The organism is Pseudomonas sp. 10B238 (genome assembly GCF_000970615.1).
Taxonomy (GTDB): domain Bacteria; phylum Pseudomonadota; class Gammaproteobacteria; order Pseudomonadales; family Pseudomonadaceae; genus Stutzerimonas.
Genome location: NZ_KQ033932.1, coordinates 73306 through 90585 on the forward strand (window position 1 = coordinate 73306; position 17280 = coordinate 90585).

At 60.6% G+C, this 17280-nt stretch carries 17 protein-coding genes; 7 read left to right on the forward strand and 10 right to left on the reverse strand.

The features are described from left to right. Positions 1-153: 153 nt before the first annotated feature. Complete coding sequence (locus tag RT21_RS10425; RefSeq protein ID WP_045429298.1) at positions 154-378, forward strand: DUF3203 family protein; 225 nt, start codon at positions 154-156, stop codon at positions 376-378. Positions 379-491: 113 nt separating this feature from the next. Here RT21_RS10425 and putP read toward each other — a convergent pair whose 3' ends face one another. The 3 genes from putP to RT21_RS10440 form a co-directional block, all read right to left on the reverse strand. After that, complete coding sequence (putP, locus tag RT21_RS10430; protein ID WP_046162708.1) at positions 492-1976, reverse strand: sodium/proline symporter PutP; 1485 nt, start codon at positions 1974-1976, stop codon at positions 492-494. Between the two features lie 206 nt (positions 1977-2182). Continuing rightward, positions 2183-5344 carry a bifunctional proline dehydrogenase/L-glutamate gamma-semialdehyde dehydrogenase PutA gene (gene putA, locus RT21_RS10435; protein ID WP_046162709.1) on the reverse strand — a complete coding sequence of 1054 codons (3162 nt, stop codon included), beginning with the start codon at positions 5342-5344 and terminating at the stop codon, positions 2183-2185. Positions 5345-5607: 263 nt separating this feature from the next. Then, positions 5608-6363 (reverse strand): AraC family transcriptional regulator, encoded by a 756-nt coding sequence (locus tag RT21_RS10440; protein ID WP_046162710.1) that lies wholly within the window; start codon positions 6361-6363, stop codon positions 5608-5610. Positions 6364-6507: 144 nt separating this feature from the next. Between RT21_RS10440 and lon the strand changes: the two genes are divergently transcribed. From lon to cmoB, 4 genes are all read left to right on the forward strand, one after another. After that, positions 6508-8889, forward strand: coding sequence for an endopeptidase La (lon, locus tag RT21_RS10445; protein ID WP_046162711.1), 2382 nt, complete (start codon positions 6508-6510; stop codon positions 8887-8889). A gap of 154 nt (positions 8890-9043) precedes the next feature. Beyond that, on the forward strand, positions 9044-9433 hold the full coding sequence (locus tag RT21_RS10450; protein WP_046162712.1) for a protease inhibitor I42 family protein: 390 nt from the start codon (positions 9044-9046) through the stop codon (positions 9431-9433). A gap of 83 nt (positions 9434-9516) precedes the next feature. Beyond that, positions 9517-10296, forward strand: a complete 780-nt coding sequence (cmoA, locus tag RT21_RS10455; protein ID WP_177327081.1) for a carboxy-S-adenosyl-L-methionine synthase CmoA — start codon at positions 9517-9519, stop codon at positions 10294-10296. Further along, on the forward strand, positions 10293-11255 hold the full coding sequence (cmoB, locus tag RT21_RS10460; protein ID WP_046162713.1) for a tRNA 5-methoxyuridine(34)/uridine 5-oxyacetic acid(34) synthase CmoB: 963 nt from the start codon (positions 10293-10295) through the stop codon (positions 11253-11255). The genes cmoA and cmoB overlap by 4 nt, the downstream gene beginning before the upstream one ends. Here cmoB and RT21_RS10465 read toward each other — a convergent pair. Further along, on the reverse strand, positions 11252-11461 hold the full coding sequence (locus RT21_RS10465; protein WP_046162714.1) for a hypothetical protein: 210 nt from the start codon (positions 11459-11461) through the stop codon (positions 11252-11254). The two genes, cmoB and RT21_RS10465, sit on opposite strands and share 4 nt — an antisense overlap. Before the next feature lie 227 nt (positions 11462-11688). On the opposite strand from RT21_RS10465, the gene RT21_RS10470 reads away from it, so the two are divergent. Together RT21_RS10470 and RT21_RS10475 are read left to right on the forward strand one after the other, a co-directional pair. Further along, complete coding sequence (locus RT21_RS10470; RefSeq protein WP_045429314.1) at positions 11689-12579, forward strand: LysR substrate-binding domain-containing protein; 891 nt, start codon at positions 11689-11691, stop codon at positions 12577-12579. After that, positions 12576-12806 (forward strand): DUF2905 domain-containing protein, encoded by a 231-nt coding sequence (locus RT21_RS10475; RefSeq protein WP_256203888.1) that lies wholly within the window; start codon positions 12576-12578, stop codon positions 12804-12806. The genes RT21_RS10470 and RT21_RS10475 overlap by 4 nt, the downstream gene beginning before the upstream one ends. A gap of 41 nt (positions 12807-12847) precedes the next feature. Here the strand turns inward: RT21_RS10475 and pdxJ are convergent, their stop codons facing one another. The 6 genes from pdxJ to lepB form a co-directional block, all read right to left on the reverse strand. Further along, the gene (pdxJ, locus tag RT21_RS10480; protein WP_046162716.1) at positions 12848-13594 is read right to left on the reverse strand and encodes a pyridoxine 5'-phosphate synthase; all 747 of its coding nucleotides are present in this window, start codon (positions 13592-13594) and stop codon (positions 12848-12850) included. Further along, positions 13587-14279, reverse strand: a complete 693-nt coding sequence (recO, locus tag RT21_RS10485) for a DNA repair protein RecO (RefSeq protein ID WP_046162717.1) — start codon at positions 14277-14279, stop codon at positions 13587-13589. The genes pdxJ and recO overlap by 8 nt, the downstream gene beginning before the upstream one ends. A gap of 88 nt (positions 14280-14367) precedes the next feature. Next, positions 14368-15279: a GTPase Era gene (gene era, locus RT21_RS10490; RefSeq protein ID WP_045429322.1), complete on the reverse strand. Its 912-nt coding sequence runs from the start codon at positions 15277-15279 to the stop codon at positions 14368-14370. After that, the gene (gene rnc / locus RT21_RS10495) at positions 15272-15961 is read right to left on the reverse strand and encodes a ribonuclease III (protein WP_046162718.1); all 690 of its coding nucleotides are present in this window, start codon (positions 15959-15961) and stop codon (positions 15272-15274) included. Before rnc ends, era begins: the two co-directional genes overlap by 8 nt. Then, entirely contained in the window at positions 15958-16335 is a 378-nt protein-coding gene (locus tag RT21_RS10500) for a DUF4845 domain-containing protein (protein WP_046162719.1), read from the reverse strand. The genes rnc and RT21_RS10500 overlap by 4 nt, the downstream gene beginning before the upstream one ends. An 89-nt stretch (positions 16336-16424) precedes the next feature. Beyond that, positions 16425-17279: a signal peptidase I gene (gene lepB, locus RT21_RS10505; protein WP_046162720.1), complete on the reverse strand. Its 855-nt coding sequence runs from the start codon at positions 17277-17279 to the stop codon at positions 16425-16427. Position 17280 lies beyond the last annotated feature (1 nt).

A 17280-nucleotide genomic window follows, 5' to 3' on the forward strand; every position in this document is an offset into this window, starting at 1 on the left:
TGCCATCAGTTGATCAGCATAATTTTCGCTTCTGCCTACGCCGTTGTCGGATTCAACTACCGCTACGCACAAACAGATCGTCCTGGCTACTGTCTCACTCTGAGTAGCTGCACCTTTCAGTGCGGCTCCATCGCACACCCGAGGAGACCCGCCATGACAGTCAACATCGATACTGCAAACGGCACCTGTTCAACCACACTCGAAAACGCCACCCAGACCTGCGCCATCAAGGACGTCCGAGTCTCGACAGATCCAGCAGCTCGGATGTCCATGGCTCATATCAGTGGCCATAGCGTTCACGTGACCGAAGACATGGCTGAGCATCTGATCGCAGCAGGCGCGAAGGACGATCGCAAGAACCTTGTTGTCGACGACTAACCACGCCACATGAGTCATCGCCGACCAGCGGTTAATGGTTGGTCGCGGATACAAAAGAAAACCCCGCTGCCGGAATGCCGGCAGCGGGGTTTTTGGTTACGTCAGCTACTCAATCAACGGCCTTGATATTCGCTCTCGGCGTCCTCGAAGCGCTTGATCATGCTCGGTGAGGCACCGGCTCCGACCTTGCTGAAGATCACGATGGCAAGGCTGGCGAGGATGAAGCCCGGAATGATCTCGTACAGACCCATGCCGATGAATTCCTTCCACACCACCACGGTGACGGCACCGACAACCATGCCGGCCAGCGCGCCGTTGCGGGTCATGTTCTTCCACAGCAGCGAAATCAGCACCACTGGACCAAAGGCAGCACCAAAGCCCGCCCAGGCGTAGGAGACCAGGCCCAGCACCTTGCTGTCCGGGTTGGAAGCGATGCCCAAGGCGATAAAGGCGATCAGCAGCACCATCGCGCGGCCGACCCAGACCAGCTCGGTCTGCGAGGCGTTCTTGCGCAGCATGGCTTTGTAGAAGTCCTGCGTCAGAGCACTGGAGCTGACCAGCAACTGGGCGCTGAGGGTACTCATCACGGCAGCCAGAACACCGGACAGGATGATGCCAGCCACCCAGGGGTTGAACAGGATTTTCACCAGCTCCATGAACACCCGCTCACCGTTCTCGCTGACCGGACCGGCCAATTCCGGATGACCTGCAAAATAGGCGATGCCGAAGAAGCCCACCGCGACGGCGCCGGCCAGCGTCAGAATCATCCAGGCCATGCCAATGCGGCGGGCGTTGGGGATGGTCTTCACCGAATCGGCGGCCATGAAGCGCACCAGAATGTGCGGCTGACCGAAGTAGCCCAGGCCCCACGCCAGCAAGGAGACGATGGCGACGAAGGACAGGCCGTTGAACATGTCGAAGGCAGCCGGGTTCTGCGTAGCAATGGTATCCATCGCAGCGCCCATGTCGCCCAGCGCAAGGATCACGAACACCGGGGTGATCAGCAGCGCGAAGATCATCAGCGTGGCTTGCACGGTGTCCGTCCAGCTGACCGCGAGGAAACCGCCGATGAACACGTAGAGGATGGTTGCAGCAGCACCGATCCACAGCGCCAGATCGTAGGGAATGCCGAAGCTGCTCTCGAACAGACGCGCGCCAGCGACCACGCCGGAGGCGCAGTAGATGGTGAAGAACACCAATACGACCAAGGCCGAAAAGATCCGCAACGTGCGGCTTTCGTCCTCGAAGCGGTGGGAGAAGTAGTCAGGCAGGGTTAGTGCGTTCTTGTTGCGCTCGGTGTGCACACGCAGGCGCCCGGCGACGAACAGCCAGTTCAGCCAGGCACCGGCAATCAGGCCGATGGCGATCCAGCTTTCAGATAGCCCCGCGACGAAGATGGCCCCTGGCAGGCCCATCAGCAGCCAGCCGCTCATATCCGAAGCGCCTGCCGACAGTGCGGTGACGAAACTTCCCAGGCTACGTCCCCCCAGGATGTAGTCATCGAAGTTCTTGGTGGCACGGTAGGCGACGAAGCCGATCAACAGCATGGCGCCGATGTAGATCACGAACGTGATCAAAGTGGGAGTACTGATGCTCATTTTGTTCCCTCGTTAGTTGTTGTTGATGGGCGCGAGGGTATTCCCGATCCCACCTGGCAGAGGGCGATGGCGGTTCGCGCCATCACCGGGACGGGCTCACCTGAGCCCATCAGAGGCGGAAGAGCGATCCGCCAACTGTTCTGGTTGTTCTATTGAACCGGCGGTCTCTGAACCGAGCCGCCGGCCGTTTCCTGCCGAGTCGACGATCAGTCGTCGCCCAGCGACAGCAAGGACGCGTTTCCGCCGACCGCGGTCGTGTTGGTGGAGGTGGTGCGTTCGTTGACGAAGCGCAGCAGGTAGCTCGGGCCACCGGCTTTCGGGCCAGTACCGGACAGGCCACAGCCACCGAACGGCTGCACGCCAACCACCGCGCCGACCTGGTTACGGTTGACGTAGAGGTTGCCGACCCGCGCCAGCGCTTCGATGCGGGCTGCGGTCTCCTCGTTGCGACTGTGGATACCGAGGGTCAGGCCGTAGCCGGTGGCGTTGATGTCAGCGACGACCTTCTCAAGATCTGCCGCATCGAAGCGCACCACGTGCAATACAGGGCCGAATTGCTCTTTTTTCAGCTCGTGAATCCCGCCGATTTCGAACGCCACAGGCGCGACGAAGTGACCGTTGAGGCTGCCCGGCAGTTTGGCTTCGGCGATCAACTTGCCTTCTGCCTTGAGCTGCTGGATGTGCGCCAACAAGCCTTCGCGGGCTTCGGCGTCGATCACCGGGCCCAGGTCATTTTCGCGCAGGTGGGTCGGGCCGATTTTTAGCTGATCCATCGCCCCCTTGATCAGCTCGATGACACGATCGGCGATGTCGCGCTGAACGTAGAGCACGCGCAGCGCCGAGCAGCGCTGACCGGCGCTGGTGAAGGCGGAACCGACCGCATCCTTGACCACCTGCTCAGGCAGCGCGGTGGAGTCAACGATCATTGCGTTCTGGCCACCGGTTTCGGCGATCAGGGTGGCGATGGCGCCCTCCTTCTCGGCCAGCTGGCGGTTGATGATGCGCGCAGTGTCGGTGGAGCCGGTGAAGCACACACCGACCACACGCGGGTCGCGGCAGAACACGCCGCCGAGGGTTGCACCGTCACCCGGCAGGAAGGCGATCGCCTCCTTCGGCAGGCCAGCTTCGAACATCAGCTCCAGCGCACGGGCGGCGATCAGGCTGGTCTGCTCGGCCGGCTTGGCGAGCACGGTATTACCGGCGACCAGCGCCGCGGTGATTTGGCCGAGGTAAATCGCCAGCGGGAAGTTCCAGGGGCTGATGCAGACGAACACGCCACGGCCTTCGTGGAACAGCTCGTTGCGCTCGCCGGTCGGACCTTTAAGTTCTTCGCGACCGAGTTTCAAGCGGGCTTGCAGCGCGTAATAACGGCAGAAATCCACGGCTTCACGGACTTCGTCAATGCCGTCCTGCAGGGTTTTGCCGGCTTCCAGCGTGCACATGGCCATCAGCTCGGCGCGGTTGGCCTCCAGCAGATCACCAAGACGCTCGAGGATCTGCGCGCGCTGTTCGATGGGCGTGGCGTTCCAACGCGGCCAGAAGGCAGACAGACCATCGATGGCCTGCTTGGCTTGCTCGGCAGTGGCGAACTGGGCGGTGCCTACTTCCTGGCTGAGCTGATACGGGCAATGCACCTTGTGCGCGCTGCCGGTAAGCGTCTGCCCACCAATCACTGGGGCGGCCTGCCACTGACGGTCGAGAAACGTTTGGTAGGCGCTGGACAGTTCGTTCCACTGAGTCTGGATGTTCATGTTGATGCCTTGCGAGTTGGTCCGGTTGCCGTACAGCGCCGGCGGAAGCGGGATGCGATGGTTGCCGAGGGTCTTGAACTGACGCAGCTGGGTGACCGGGTGGTCTATCAGGGTTTCGACCGGCACGCGCGGGTCGACCAGCTGGTGAACGAACGATGAGTTGGCGCCGTTTTCCAGCAGACGACGCACCAGATACGGCAGCAGGTCCTTGTGGGCACCGACCGGCGCGTAGATGCGTACGTTCTTGCGGTACTTTTCGATCACCGTGTCGTAGAGCGCATCGCCCATGCCGTGCAGGCGCTGGAATTCGAACTCGCGCGGAGTCTTCAACTCGCCGACCATCGACAGGATGCAGCTCACGGTGTGCGCGTTGTGGCTGGCGAACTGCGGGTAGATCACGCCGCGGGTGTGCTCGGACAACAGGTAGCGCGCGCAGGCCAGATAGGAGGTATCGGTACCTTCCTTGCGGGTGAAGACCGGATAGCCGTCCAAGCCCTGAACCTGACACTGCTTGATTTCGCTGTCCCAATAGGCGCCCTTCACCAGACGCAGCGGAATACGCGCGTTCAGCTCTTTACCCAACAGGGTCAGCCAGACCAGCACCGGCAGGCAGCGCTTGGAATACGCCTGGATCACCAGGCCGAACTCGCCCCAGCCGGCGATGGCCGGGTCGCGCATCAGTTTTTCGTACAGTTCCAGCGAGAGCTCGAGACGATCGGCCTCCTCCGCGTCGATGGTGATACCGACATCCAGGTGGCGCGCCAGTATCGCCAGCTCGCGAACGCTTTCGAACAGTTCGGTGAGCACGCGCTCACGTTGAGCCACTTCATAACGCGGGTGCAGCGCGGACAGCTTGATCGACACCGAAGGACGCGGTCCCGGACCGACCTGCGGCTCGGCGCCGACCGTTTCCACAGCCTGCCGGTAGTCAGCCATGTACTTGCGCGCATCTTCGGTGGTCAGCGCCGCTTCGCCGAGCATGTCGAACGAATAGGTGTAGCCCTTCTCGCGCTCGGGGCGGCCGTTCTTCAAGGCTTCGGAGATGGTCCGGCCAAGCACGAACTGCTTGCCCATCAGCTTCATTGCCTGATTCATCGCGGCGCGGATCACCGGCTCGCCGGAGCGTTTGACCAGCCGGCCGATAACGTTCTTCGGGCGACCGTCAGAATTGTCCGGGTCGACCACCTTGCCCGTCATCACCAGGCCCCAGGCCGCGAAATTGACCAGCACGTTGTCGCTCTGTCCGAGGTGGCGTTCCCACTCGGCGGCGTTGAGCTTGTCGCGGATCAGCGCGTCGGCCGTGGCCGAATCCGGCACACGTAGAAGCGCTTCGGCCAGACACATCAGCATCAGGCCTTCATGCGTATCCAGGCTGTACTGGCGCAGCAGTGCATCAAGGGTGTCGACGGCGTTATCTCGACCGCGCACCGCTTCGATCAGCGTACGGGCTTCACGGCGGATGGCTTCAATGCCCGCTTCGCCGGGGTCTGCGAGCTGCAGCAGCTCGCTCAGGTAGGCCGCCTCGTCAACGCTGTAGTTGGCGCTGATGGCGGGGAAGAATTCGGCGGCTTTCAGATTGGCGAAATCGCCCTGCAAGACTTGACCGGCTTTGAACATCGCGCCGCTCCTCTCGTGGAGTGTTGTTGTGTTTGGATCTGGTTCGACGGCGACGCGCGGGCAGCAATACGCGGGCAGTTCGCCAAACGGGTAGGCGAATCTAAGGCGGGGGCGTTTTCGGTTGTTGCGCAAAACTACGGAACTTTTTCAAAAACCTATGGGTTTTGATGAGCGTCAAAACCCTGTCATGAAAAGTCGCTAAAGCGGTGCAAAGCAGGGGCGGTAGAACGCGAAACGCACCGTCTCGGTGCGTTTAGGGTCGGTCACTCTTCGCTGCGTCGCAGCCGTTTCGGCGTCAGCCCGAGGTAACGACGGGTGGCGGTAGTCAAGGCGCTCTGGCTGGAGAAGCCACACTCCTCGGCGATCCGCACCAGGGGCAGCGGGCTTTCGCGCAGCAGCCTGGCGGCGCGATCGAGGCGACTCTTCAGCAGGTATTGATGCGGGGTAAGGCCGACGCTGTCTTTGAACTGCACATGGAAGTGGCTGGGGCTCAGGCACACCACCTGCGCCAGCTCGGCTACCGTGATCCGGCGCGCCAGATTGCTTTCGATATGCGCATCCAGGCGCGCGATGTCCAGTGGCCCTTTCGGCTGGTGTGCCGCTTCGCCAAACACCCGCAAGTGCAACGCACGCAACAGCACACCGCCCAGCGCCCTTGCCAGCAAGGGGTCGCTGCCATAACGGGCCAGTTCGGCGCCCGCGTAATTCAGCAGGTTGTGAAAGTCGGCATCCAGCGCCGGATAACGAGGCGTTTCGAACAACTGCGCCAGCAGGCGCGGATCGTCGGCGCTGAGGTCCTGCTCATCGAGGTCGATGATGAGCATGCGGTTATCACCCTTGCCGGCGAACTCGTGTTCGGCGTATCCCGGCACCAGGCAGGCACGCATACGGCACACCTCACCGCCCGCGCCGTCAACCTCAAACGCGGCACTGCCCGAGAGCGACAGCACCAACTGGTGGTAGTCGTGAGCATGTTCGTGGGCCTGATCATCAAGGCGCAGCAGACGGGCATTGAGCATGGAGGGGCACCTGGGGTATGAGCCGCACTCTACCGGAGGCTTGGCGGTTTTTATAGCTGTAGGCAAAAACAGCGAGGCAACGATTGGATTGAAATCATTCGCCAGATACCCATCTAAAGAGCACGTACTCGCCACAGGTGCCGCATGAACGACGACATCCATCAAGAATTCGAGCAAAACGCCTCTTCCACGGGCTTGGTGCTACCGGATCAGGACCTGCCCGACAAGCTGTACATCGTCCCGATCCACAACCGGCCTTTCTTTCCCGCACAAGTGCTGCCGATCATCGTCAACGAAGAGCCCTGGGCCGAGACTCTGGAGCTGGTCTCCAAGACGCCGCATCAGCGTCTGGCACTCTTCTATATGGACACCCCGGCACAGGATGCCGCGAGCTTCGATCCGGACAGCCTGCCCGAACACGGCACCATGGTTCGCGTGCACCACGCCTCGAAGGAAGGCGGCAGGTTGCAATTCGTCGCCCAGGGCATGGCCCGCGTTCGAATCAAAGGGTGGCTGCGCCGTAAACCGCCTTATCTGGTGGAAGTCGAATACCCGCAGAGCGATGAAGACCCCCGCGACGAGGTGAAGGCCTACGGCATGGCGCTGATCAATGCGATCAAGGAACTGCTGCCACTTAACCCACTGTACAGCGAGGAGCTGAAGAACTACCTCAACCGCTTTAGCCCGAACGCGCCGTCGCCGTTAACCGACTTCGCTGCGGCGCTGACCACGGCGCCAGGCATCGAGTTGCAAGAGGTCCTGGACACCGTACCCGTGCTCAAGCGCATGGAGAAGGTGCTGCCCCTGCTGCGCAAGGAAGTCGAAGTCGCCAAGCTGCAGAAAGAACTGACCGGCGAAGTGAACCGCAAGATCGGCGAACGTCAGCGTGAGTTCTTCCTAAAGGAGCAGCTGAAGATCATCCAGCAAGAGCTGGGGATCACCAAGGACGACCGCAGCGCCGATGCCGATGAATTCCGCTCCCGCCTGGAGGGCAAGGTCGTGCCGCCCGCCGCCCAGAAGCGGATCGACGACGAGCTGACCAAGCTCTCGGTGCTGGAAACCGGTTCGCCGGAGTATGCGGTAACCCGTAACTATCTGGACTGGGTCACGTCGATGCCCTGGGGGCTGTACAGCGAGGACAAGCTCGACCTCGAACATGCTCGCAAGGTGCTCAATGCGCATCATGCCGGGCTCGACGATATCAAGAGCCGGATCATCGAGTTTCTTGCCGTCGGCGCATTCCGCGGCGAAATCTCCGGCTCCATCGTGCTCCTTGTGGGTCCGCCAGGCGTTGGCAAGACCAGCATTGGCAAGTCCATTGCCGAATCGCTGGGCCGCCCTTTCTACCGCTTCAGCGTCGGCGGCATGCGAGACGAGGCCGAGATCAAGGGCCATCGCCGCACCTACATCGGCGCCCTGCCCGGCAAACTGGTCCAGGCGCTGAAGGAAGTCGAAGTGATGAACCCGGTGATCATGCTCGACGAGGTAGACAAGCTCGGCAATAGCCATCAGGGCGATCCGGCCTCGGCGCTGTTGGAAACGCTGGACCCGGAACAGAACGTCGGTTTCCTCGATCATTACCTTGATTTGCGCCTGGACCTGTCCAAGGTCCTGTTCGTCTGCACCGCCAACAGCCTTTATTCGATCCCGGGCCCGCTGCTCGACCGCATGGAGATCATCCGGCTGTCGGGTTACATCACCGAAGAGAAACTGGCGATCGCCAAGCGCCACCTCTGGCCGCGGCAGTTGCAGCGCGCCGGGGTGCCGAAGAACCGGTTGGCTATCAATGACAGTGCGTTGCGCAACCTCATCGAAGGCTACGCGCGCGAGGCCGGAGTTCGACAGCTCGACAAGCAGCTCGGCAAGGTGGTGCGTAAGGCCGTGGTCAAGCTGCTCGATGAACCTGAGAGCAAGATCAAGATCGGGCCGAAAGATATCGAAAGCTACCTGGGCATGGCGTATTGGCACCCTGAACAGCTGCTCACTGGAGTCGGCGTGGTCACCGGGTTGGCCTGGAACAGCATGGGCGGCGCAACGTTGCCCATCGAGGCGACACGCATCCATACGCTCAACCGAGGTTTCAAGCTCACCGGCAAGTTGGGCGATGTCATGAAGGAGTCGGCTGAAATCGCGTTCAGTTACGTCAATTCGCACTTGAAGGAATTCAAAGGCGATCCGAAGTTCTTTGATCAGGCCTTCGTGCATATGCACGTGCCGGAAGGCGCTACGCCAAAAGATGGCCCCAGCGCCGGCATCAGCATGGCCAGCGCGCTGCTTTCGTTGGCACGCAACCAGGCGCCCAAGAAAGGCGTGGCCATGACGGGCGAGCTAACCCTGACCGGGCTGGTGCTGCCGATCGGTGGGCTGCGAGAGAAGGTCATCGCAGCGCGGCGCTTGAAGCTTTACGAATTGATCATCCCGGAGCTGAATCGCGGAGATTTCGAGGAGTTGCCGGACTATCTGAAAGAAGGCCTGACGATGCACTTCGCCAAGCGCTTCAGTGACGTGGTCAAGGTCTTGTTCTAATACCGGAATCAGGGGCCGTGAACCGGCGGCACGGCCCCTTCCGCTTGCGTACAGCCGGTCGCCACTGCGAATGGCTTTACCCACCGGCCCTGGCGCCTTATGGTTTCCACCGACGCCCGAGCGTTTTCTTTCTTCCCTCTGGAGCCGGTCGCCCATGCCTCTCGCCCGTTTGCTGTCGTTCGCCCCGTTGTTCCTGCTGGCCGGTTGCGCCAGTACGCCGCCGAGCAGTATCGCGCTGAACGACGATGCGGACTGCCCGCTGACCTTGCAGCCCGGTCAGATGCTGATCGTGAGCCTGCCAAGCAACCCCACCACAGGCTATCGCTGGAACCTGCGCGAGGTTTCAGCCGAACAGTTGAAAAGCCTTGGCCCGGAAGTATTCAGCTCACCGAAGTCCGACGTCATCGGCGGCGATGGTCTGTCCACCTGGCGCTTCGAGGCAGCCGAGGCCGGCAGCGGCCGCCTTTATCTCGCCTATCAGCGCCCTTGGGAAACTGACACCGAGCCGGCCGGGCTGTTCGACTGCCGAATCGAAGTGCAATAAGACGTGCCATAAGACGTGGAATAGCCGGGCACGAGGACCGACCGTCCACTTCGCGACGGCCATCGGCATGGCTTTCCGCTACAATGCCGCCCCTGTTTTCAGCCTGCCTAGACACCGCCGTGAGCCACGAACCCGATCGCCTGTTCGCCAAGCCCCTCGCCCAACCCCAGGACTTCGTCTTCAACGAGGATGTCGTGCGGGTCTTTCCCGACATGATCAAACGCTCGGTTCCGGGCTATCCCACCATCGTCGAGAACATCGGCGTGCTGGCCGCGCAGTTCGCCCAGCCGAACACCTGCCTCTATGACCTGGGATGTTCGCTGGGCGCGGTGACGCAAGCGTTGCGCCGGCACGTGAAGGTGGATAATTGCCAGGTGATCGCCGTCGATAACTCTACTGCCATGGTCGAGCGCTGCCGTGAATACCTGCACGGGCAGGACTCGATGTTTCAAGAGTTGCTCCCGGTTGAGGTGATCGAAGCCGACGTGCTTGCCCTGCAGTTCCAGCCCGCCTCGCTGATTGCACTCAACTTCACTCTGCAGTTCATCCCCCCTGAGAAGCGGCCCGCTCTGCTAGGCGCCATCCGCCAGGCGCTGGTACCTGGGGGCGCGCTGATTCTGTCGGAAAAGCTGCGCTTCGAAGACGAGCAGGAGCATGACCTGCTGACCGACCTGCATGTCGCATTCAAGCGCGCCAACGGCTACAGCGAACTGGAAATCGCGCAGAAACGCAGCGCCATCGAGAACGTGATGAAGCCCGACAGCCTGGAAACCCACCGTCAGCGCTTGATGGAGGCCGGATTCACCAAGGTGGTGCCCTGGTTTCAATGCCTGAACTTCGCCTCGTTGATTGCGCTGCCATGAACCTTGACCTGACACCCCTCGCCTGGCGCCTGGCCGGCACCCCACTGGCCGCCTGGGCCAACGGCTTGCAGGCACAACTCGATGCCAAACTCGCCATCGGCCACGGCGACTTGCCGCGCTGGCGTCGCGCCGTCGATGCGCTGCCTGATATCAAGCCCGCCGCTGTCGAACTGCAAGCGGCTTTCCGCCTGGAAGCGGAGTGCGACGAGGACACCCGTGCGGCTACCCAAGACGCCTTGTTCGGCCTGTCGCCCTGGCGCAAGGGACCTTTCGACGTGTTTGGCGTACATGTCGACACCGAATGGCGCTCGGATTGGAAGTGGGACCGGGTATCGCCGCATTTGGATTTGAGCGGCAAGCGCATCCTCGACGTCGGTTGCGGCAACGGCTATTACATGTGGCGCATGCTCGGCGCCGGTGCCGACTCGGTCGTCGGCATCGACCCGAACTGGCTGTTCTTTTGCCAGTTTCACGCGATGAAGCGCTACCTGGAGGAACTGCCGGTCTGGCATCTGCCCATGGCGCTGGAGGAGTTGCCGCCCAAGCTCGAGGGCTTCGACACTGTCTTTTCTATGGGCGTGCTCTACCACCGACGCTCACCGGTCGATCACCTGCTGGACCTGAAGGACTGCCTGATCAAGGGCGGTCAGCTGGTCCTGGAAACATTGGTGATCGAGGGCAACGAACACACCGCCCTGGTCCCGGAAGACCGCTACGCACAGATGCGTAATGTGTGGTTCCTTCCCTCGGTGGCGGCGCTGGAATGCTGGCTGCGCCGCGCTGGCTTCGTTGACGTGCGCTGCGTGGATGTCAGCGTTACCAGCATCCAGGAGCAGCGCAGCACCGATTGGATGCGCTATCAGTCGCTGCCGGAGTTCCTAGACCCGCAGGATCACAGCAAGACCATCGAAGGCCTGCCCGCGCCGATGCGCGCCGTGTTGATCGCGCGCAAACCCTAACGCTGGACGCGCGCACTACGCTGTTCTTCAACCAGCTGACGCAGCGACGCCTGTGCTTTCTCTATCAAACGCGGGCGGCTCAAATCACGCATCCGCAATTGCCGGTCGCTGAGCGTGACTAGCCGCCGATAGAGGCGACGCTTGCGCCAGGCCGCAAACCAGTCGAGCGCCAACTCTTGCAGTCCGATGGGCCACATTGCCGGCATATAGACATCCGGCCTTGCGGGCTCTTGCCGCGGACCTTTTGGTGCATCTGCCACTCGTCTGTCTGAACACTTCATTGCGCCTCCTAACGTGCAAGGTGCGTCGGCGCACCCAGTGCCTGCCGACCGATATGGCCGGTGAAGTAAGACTGAGCGCGCTTGACGATTCAAACAAACGACTAGAATAGAACGACCAGTTAAACGAAATTGAAGGCTAGCCTATGCCCGGAATGCCCGAACAGCTTCCCCAATCTGCGATGCCGCTATTGGAAATCGATGTGCTCCGCACCTTTGTCTCGATCGCCGAAAGCGGCAGTTTCACGCGCGCGGCAGGCCAGATCTTCCGGACCACGTCGGCCGTCAGCATGCAGATCAAGCGCCTCGAAACCATGCTCGGCTGTGCTCTCTTTGTCAGAGAGGCTCGGCGCATCACCCTGACCAATGAGGGTGAGCGGCTGTTGGGCTATGCCCGTCGGCTGCTGAAACTCAACGAAGAAGCGGTGAGCGCGTTTGTAACACCGCAGCTAAACGGCCAGGTGCGTTTCGGTACGCCCGCCGATATCGGCACTCACATCTTGCCGGGCCTGCTGTCTCTGTTTGCACGGACTCATCCGGGCATCGAAGTGAACGTATCGGTTGGGCGGAGCGTCGACATGATCCAACGCATCGACGCCGGTGAGCTGGACGTAGCGCTCATCAGCGTCGGCAACCTTGGCCAGGATGATTCCCGTGGCGAGGTCATCCATAGTGAGCAGCTGGTCTGGGCCGGACGCGCCGGGGGCGTCGCGGTCGAGCGCGATCCGTTGCCCTTGGCGTTGTCTACTCCAGAATGCGCGTGGCGCCGCCAAGCGCTAGATGCGCTCGACAGAGCGGGACGGTCGTATCGGGTTGCTTACTCTAGCGAGCAGTGCGCGGGTCAGGAAGCCGCGATGATTGCCGATCTAGCGGTAGCGCCCTATCCCTTGAGCCTGGTCAAGCCACCGCTCAAACGCATGGACGAAGGCGAAAATCTACCGTCGCTGGGTGTGTACCGGATCAAGCTCTTGTGCGCCCCTGGCTGCAGTGAGCCCGTACAAGTCCTGGCACGGCACGTCGTGGCAGCTTTTGCCGCTTATCACTGACCAGAACAGGAGGCAATATGGCGAAATGGTTGATCGTCGCAGGGTTGCTCCTGCTTCTGCTCGGCGTAGTGTTTCACTACGCGCCGGGACTGTTGAGCTGGTTCGGGAAATTGCCCGGCGATATTCGTATCGAGTCGGAGCGCAGCAGAACCTTCATCCCCATCACCTCAATGATCATCCTGAGCGTGGCGCTGACGGTTCTGCTGAATATCTTCTTCCGACGCTAACCAGCGAAAGCGGTCTGTAACAAGCGCAACCGCCCAGCGCGTCAGCCGCGCGCCGCTGCGGTGAGAATGAGATGCTTCATTTCCTTAACGGCCTGTTTGAAGCCAACAAACAGCGCGTGAGCAACAATCGCGTGGCCAATGTTCAGCTCATTGACCCCGCGGATCGCCGCGATCGCCTCGGCATTATGGTAATGAAGGCCATGGCCGGCGTTGACGATCAATCCATGGCTCAGACCTGACTCGACGCCATCACGAATTCGCGCCAGCTCGCAGGCCCGCTCGGCCACCCCGTGCGCATCGGCGTAGCGCCCGGTGTGCAACTCGATGGCCGGCGCACCAACCCGCGCCGCGGCTTCGATCTGCCGCGGGTCAGCATCAATGAACAACGACACCTCAGCGCCGCAGGCCGCCAGGCGCATCACCGCATCGCGGATGCGAGACTCTTGGCCGGCCACATCCAGACCGCCTTCAGTGGTTAGCTCCTGGCGCGTCTCCGGCACCAGACAAACGTGTTCCGGGCGCAGTTGTTCGGCAAAGGCCAGCATTGCGTCGGTCAGGCCCATTTCGAAATTCATTCGAGTCTGCAGCGCGTCTTTCATCATCAGCACGTCACGCTCCTGAATGTGCCGACGATCTTCACGCAGGTGCACCGTGATGCCGTCGGCCCCCGCCTCCTCAGCATCTAACGCGGCCTTGACCGGGTCCGGGTAACGGGTGCCACGCGCCTGGCGCAGAGTGGCGACATGATCGACATTGACGCCGAGCAGGATTCGATTGGCTTCAGTCACGCGAGACCTCCTTGATGTTCATGAACAGCTCGCGGCTAACCAGTGGCCGGCCGCCCAGATGCGGCGCCAGCGCCTGACGCATAAGTCTTTTTGCGGCCGCCAAAGCCCCTGGCACATTCCAATCGGCCTCAGCCATTGCCAGGAGTTCCGCACCATTGAACAGCCCGGGCTGAAACTGACCGACCGGCTCCAGCCCGGTCTCGGGCAACAAGCGATAAAGCCCGTCGCCATGGATAGGCTGGTCAGCGATATCCCGGTCCAGCGCAAAGCCGTAGCCAAGTTCGGTCAGCAATCGCCATTCGAAAGAACGCAGGATCGGCTCCAGCGGTCGCTTGTCTGCCAGGGCGGGTAATGTCGCGGCGTAATGGTCGAACATCGCGGGATGGGCATCCTCCGCCGGTAGCAGCCGGATCAGCAACTCGTTCAGGTACAGGCCACTGAAGAGCGCATTGCCGTCGAGCCAGAAAGCCAAACCCGCGCTCTCCAGTCGCCCGACGCTCTTCAGATCACCGCGCCCGCGAAACTCGACCTCCAGCGGTACGAATGGCCGGGCCAAAGTGCCCGCCTTGCCGCGGGCACCACGCAGCACTGCCCGCAGCCGCCCCTCGGGGGTGAAGAAATCCACAAGCGCGCTACTTTCACGATAGGGCCGGCTGTGCAGCACAAAGGCAGTTTGAGCGGTCATGGGATCTAGGTCGTAGGCAGAAACGGAGCGAATGCCTTTGTCCGACCGCCAAGGCTGCGGCAGTTGGACCGGTGTCGCGGGCTTAGCGTCAGCTGTAGCCGAGCGAGTGCAGTGCGCGCTCGTCGTCGGACCAACCGCTCTTTACCTTCACCCAGAGGTTAAGCATGACCTTGGAGTCAAACAGCACTTCCATGTCCTTGCGCGCCTCCTGACCGATGCGCTTGATGCGCTCGCCCTTGTCGCCAATGATGATCTTCTTCTGTCCATCGCGCTCGACCAGGATCAGAGCATGGATATGCAGCACATGCCCCTGCTGCTTGAAGTCTTCAATTTCGACAGTGATCTGATACGGCACCTCAGCACCGAGCTGGCGCATGATCTTCTCGCGCACCAGCTCCGCCGCTAGGAAACGGCTGCTGCGGTCGGTGATCTGGTCCTCGGGAAAGAAATGCTCGCCCTCAGGCAGGTGCGAGGCAACTAGCTTCTCGAACACATCGAGATTCTGCCCGTGCTGGGCGGAGATCGGTACGATTTCAGCGTTAGGAAGCTGCTGAGCCAACCATTCGAAATGTGGCAGCAATTCGCCTTTGTCCTCGACGCGATCAGTCTTGTTGACCGCCACGATGACCGGACCTTCAACATACTGGACACGCTCGAGCACCAGCTGATCCTCATCGGTCCAGCGCGTACGATCAACAACGAAGACGACGACGTCGACGTCCTTCAAGGCTGAAGAGGCGGTGCGGTTCATATAACGGTTGAGTGCCGTCTCGCCATTCTTGTGCAGGCCAGGGGTGTCGACATAGACCGCCTGAACGGTGCCCTCGGTCTTGATCCCGAGCATATTGTGTCGTGTCGTCTGCGGCTTGCGCGAAGTGATCGCGAGCTTCTGCCCCAAGACGTGATTGAGGAGCGTTGACTTACCCACATTGGGCCGTCCCACTATGGCTACATAGCCACAGCGGCTGACGTCTTCGCCTTCAACTCGTTCATCAGTCATTACCGTTCTCCACGCCGAGCGCTATCAATGCCGAGGCAGCGGCAACCTGTTCGGCAATACGCCTGCTAGCACCCTGCCCTTGAGTCTTCTCATTGAGCAACGATACCTGGCACTCGACGAAGAACGTCCGGCAATGCGGTTCGCCCTGAATCGCAACCACTTCGTACTTCGGTAGTTCGCATGCCCGCGATTGCAGAAATTCCTGCAGGCGAGTCTTTGGATCCTTGTTCGTATCAACGAGCGTAAGCCCTTCCAGCTCGTTGGCAAGCCAAGCCAGCACGCGGTCACGCGCCGCCTCCATGCCTGCATCAAGGTATATGGCGCCAATTAAAGCTTCGAGCGTATCAGCAAGGATCGATTCACGGCGAAAGCCACCGCTTTTCAACTCGCCGGAACCAAGCCGCAGGTATTCTCCGAGCTCGAAACCGCGTGCGAGCACGGCAAGCGTTTCGCCTTTAACCAGTCGCGCGCGCAGCCGAGAGAGCTGCCCTTCCTTGGCTTGCGGAAAGTGGTTGAACAACGCCTCGCCGGCGATAAAGTTGAGGATGGCATCGCCAAGAAACTCCAGACGCTCGTTATTGCGTCCGGCATAGCTGCGATGTGTCAGAGCCAGGAGCATCAGCTCCTGGTCTTTGAATTGATATCCGAGCCTACGCTCGAGACGGGCTAACGAAGTGCTCACGGCATCCTTAGGCGATATTCTTTATCGAAGTTCGCCACCAGATCGAGATTGCGGATCAGGGGCTCGCGTTTTTCATAGTCCAAGTGAACTTTGAACTCGTTATTTTCAATCACGACCTTCATCGCCTCTTCGAGGTTCAGGTCGCGAATACCATTCACGTCCATGCCCTTGCGCACATGGCTATAGAAATCTCCCACGGTGCGGATGTCTGCCGCCTTGTCACTTTCAACCCCAGAGATGATCTTGTCCATGGACATATAGTCGAAATAATGCGGCAGCATCTTGAATGCGGTGCTGGCAAAAAACGCCACCAACGCCAGCACCATGATCCAGCTCAGCATGGACAGGCCTTTTTGCGAACGAGCGAAACTCATGTCGACCTCTATGTCGTACGTTACCCGCAGATTGGGGCTGTTCAAATATAGCGGGCCGGCTCGCCGGAACCGGGCCCTGATTCACAGACTCAGTGAATCAATCCTACCCGCGAAAAATGCGGTAGGTTGCTGAACTTCGGATCAGGCCAGCTCATCCATACGGCGAAGGCTTTGCCGACGATATTGCGGTCTGGAACCATGCCGGCTAGTTCAGCTGGAATCGCCGCATCGTGCCAGTAGCGGCTGTCGTTGGAATTGTCGCGGTTGTCGCCCATCATGAAGTAATGGCCTTGCGGAACGCGCCACTCGCGGTTGGGCTCGATCCGATAGCGTGCCATTTCCTTGCGAATGAGGTGTTCTACCTCACCGAGCTTCTCTTGGTACAGCTTCGCGCTGCCCAAGCTGCCTGGTTCCTCGCCAATCAGTATTTCGGGAACCAACTCTCCATTAATGCTCAAACGCTTGTCGCTGCTATACCGGATTACATCGCCAGGCAGGCCTATAACACGCTTGATGTAGTTAATGTTGGGATCGCTCGGATATCTAAATACCATCACATCCCCACGCTTAGGATCACTGACATCAATGATCTTGGTATCGACCACGGGTAGCCGAATACCATAGGCGAATTTGTTTACCAGTATGAAGTCGCCGACCTCGAGCGTCGGAATCATCGAACCGGATGGAATCTGGAATGGTTCGATAAGAAACGAGCGCAGCACCAGAACGATCGCAAGAACCGGGAAAAAGGACTTGCCGTACTCAATAAGAACCGGCTCTTTGTTCAACGCGTCCAACGTCGATTGATCAAGCTCCCCGGCCTGGCCCTCATAGGTGGCTATCGCAGCCCGGCGACGTGGCGCGAAGATCAGTACGTCGAGTAGTGCCAAAAATCCACATACCGCAACGGCGATGACCAGCAACAGCGGGAAATTGATCGACATG

Excerpts from the sequence above, each read along its gene's own strand:
- RT21_RS10450 (WP_046162712.1), top strand. The coding sequence starts at position 9,044 with ATGCCTCTCGCCCGTTTGCTGTCGTTCGCCCCGTTGTTCCTGCTGGCC.
- cmoA (WP_177327081.1), top strand. The coding sequence starts at position 9,517 with ATGCCGCCCCTGTTTTCAGCCTGCCTAGACACCGCCGTGAGCCACGAA.
- RT21_RS10465 (WP_046162714.1), bottom strand. The coding sequence starts at position 11,461 with ATGCCGGCAATGTGGCCCATCGGACTGCAAGAGTTGGCGCTCGACTGG.
- lepB (WP_046162720.1), bottom strand. The coding sequence starts at position 17,279 with ATGTCGATCAATTTCCCGCTGTTGCTGGTCATCGCCGTTGCGGTATGT.
- RT21_RS10470 (WP_045429314.1), top strand. The coding sequence starts at position 11,689 with ATGCCCGAACAGCTTCCCCAATCTGCGATGCCGCTATTGGAAATCGAT.
- putA (WP_046162709.1), bottom strand. The coding sequence starts at position 5,344 with ATGTTCAAAGCCGGTCAAGTCTTGCAGGGCGATTTCGCCAATCTGAAA.
- RT21_RS10440 (WP_046162710.1), bottom strand. The coding sequence starts at position 6,363 with ATGCTCAATGCCCGTCTGCTGCGCCTTGATGATCAGGCCCACGAACAT.
- era (WP_045429322.1), bottom strand. The coding sequence starts at position 15,279 with ATGACTGATGAACGAGTTGAAGGCGAAGACGTCAGCCGCTGTGGCTAT.
- RT21_RS10425 (WP_045429298.1), top strand. The coding sequence starts at position 154 with ATGACAGTCAACATCGATACTGCAAACGGCACCTGTTCAACCACACTC.
- recO (WP_046162717.1), bottom strand. The coding sequence starts at position 14,279 with ATGACCGCTCAAACTGCCTTTGTGCTGCACAGCCGGCCCTATCGTGAA.
- RT21_RS10500 (WP_046162719.1), bottom strand. The coding sequence starts at position 16,335 with ATGAGTTTCGCTCGTTCGCAAAAAGGCCTGTCCATGCTGAGCTGGATC.
- cmoB (WP_046162713.1), top strand. The coding sequence starts at position 10,293 with ATGAACCTTGACCTGACACCCCTCGCCTGGCGCCTGGCCGGCACCCCA.
- lon (WP_046162711.1), top strand. The coding sequence starts at position 6,508 with ATGAACGACGACATCCATCAAGAATTCGAGCAAAACGCCTCTTCCACG.
- putP (WP_046162708.1), bottom strand. The coding sequence starts at position 1,976 with ATGAGCATCAGTACTCCCACTTTGATCACGTTCGTGATCTACATCGGC.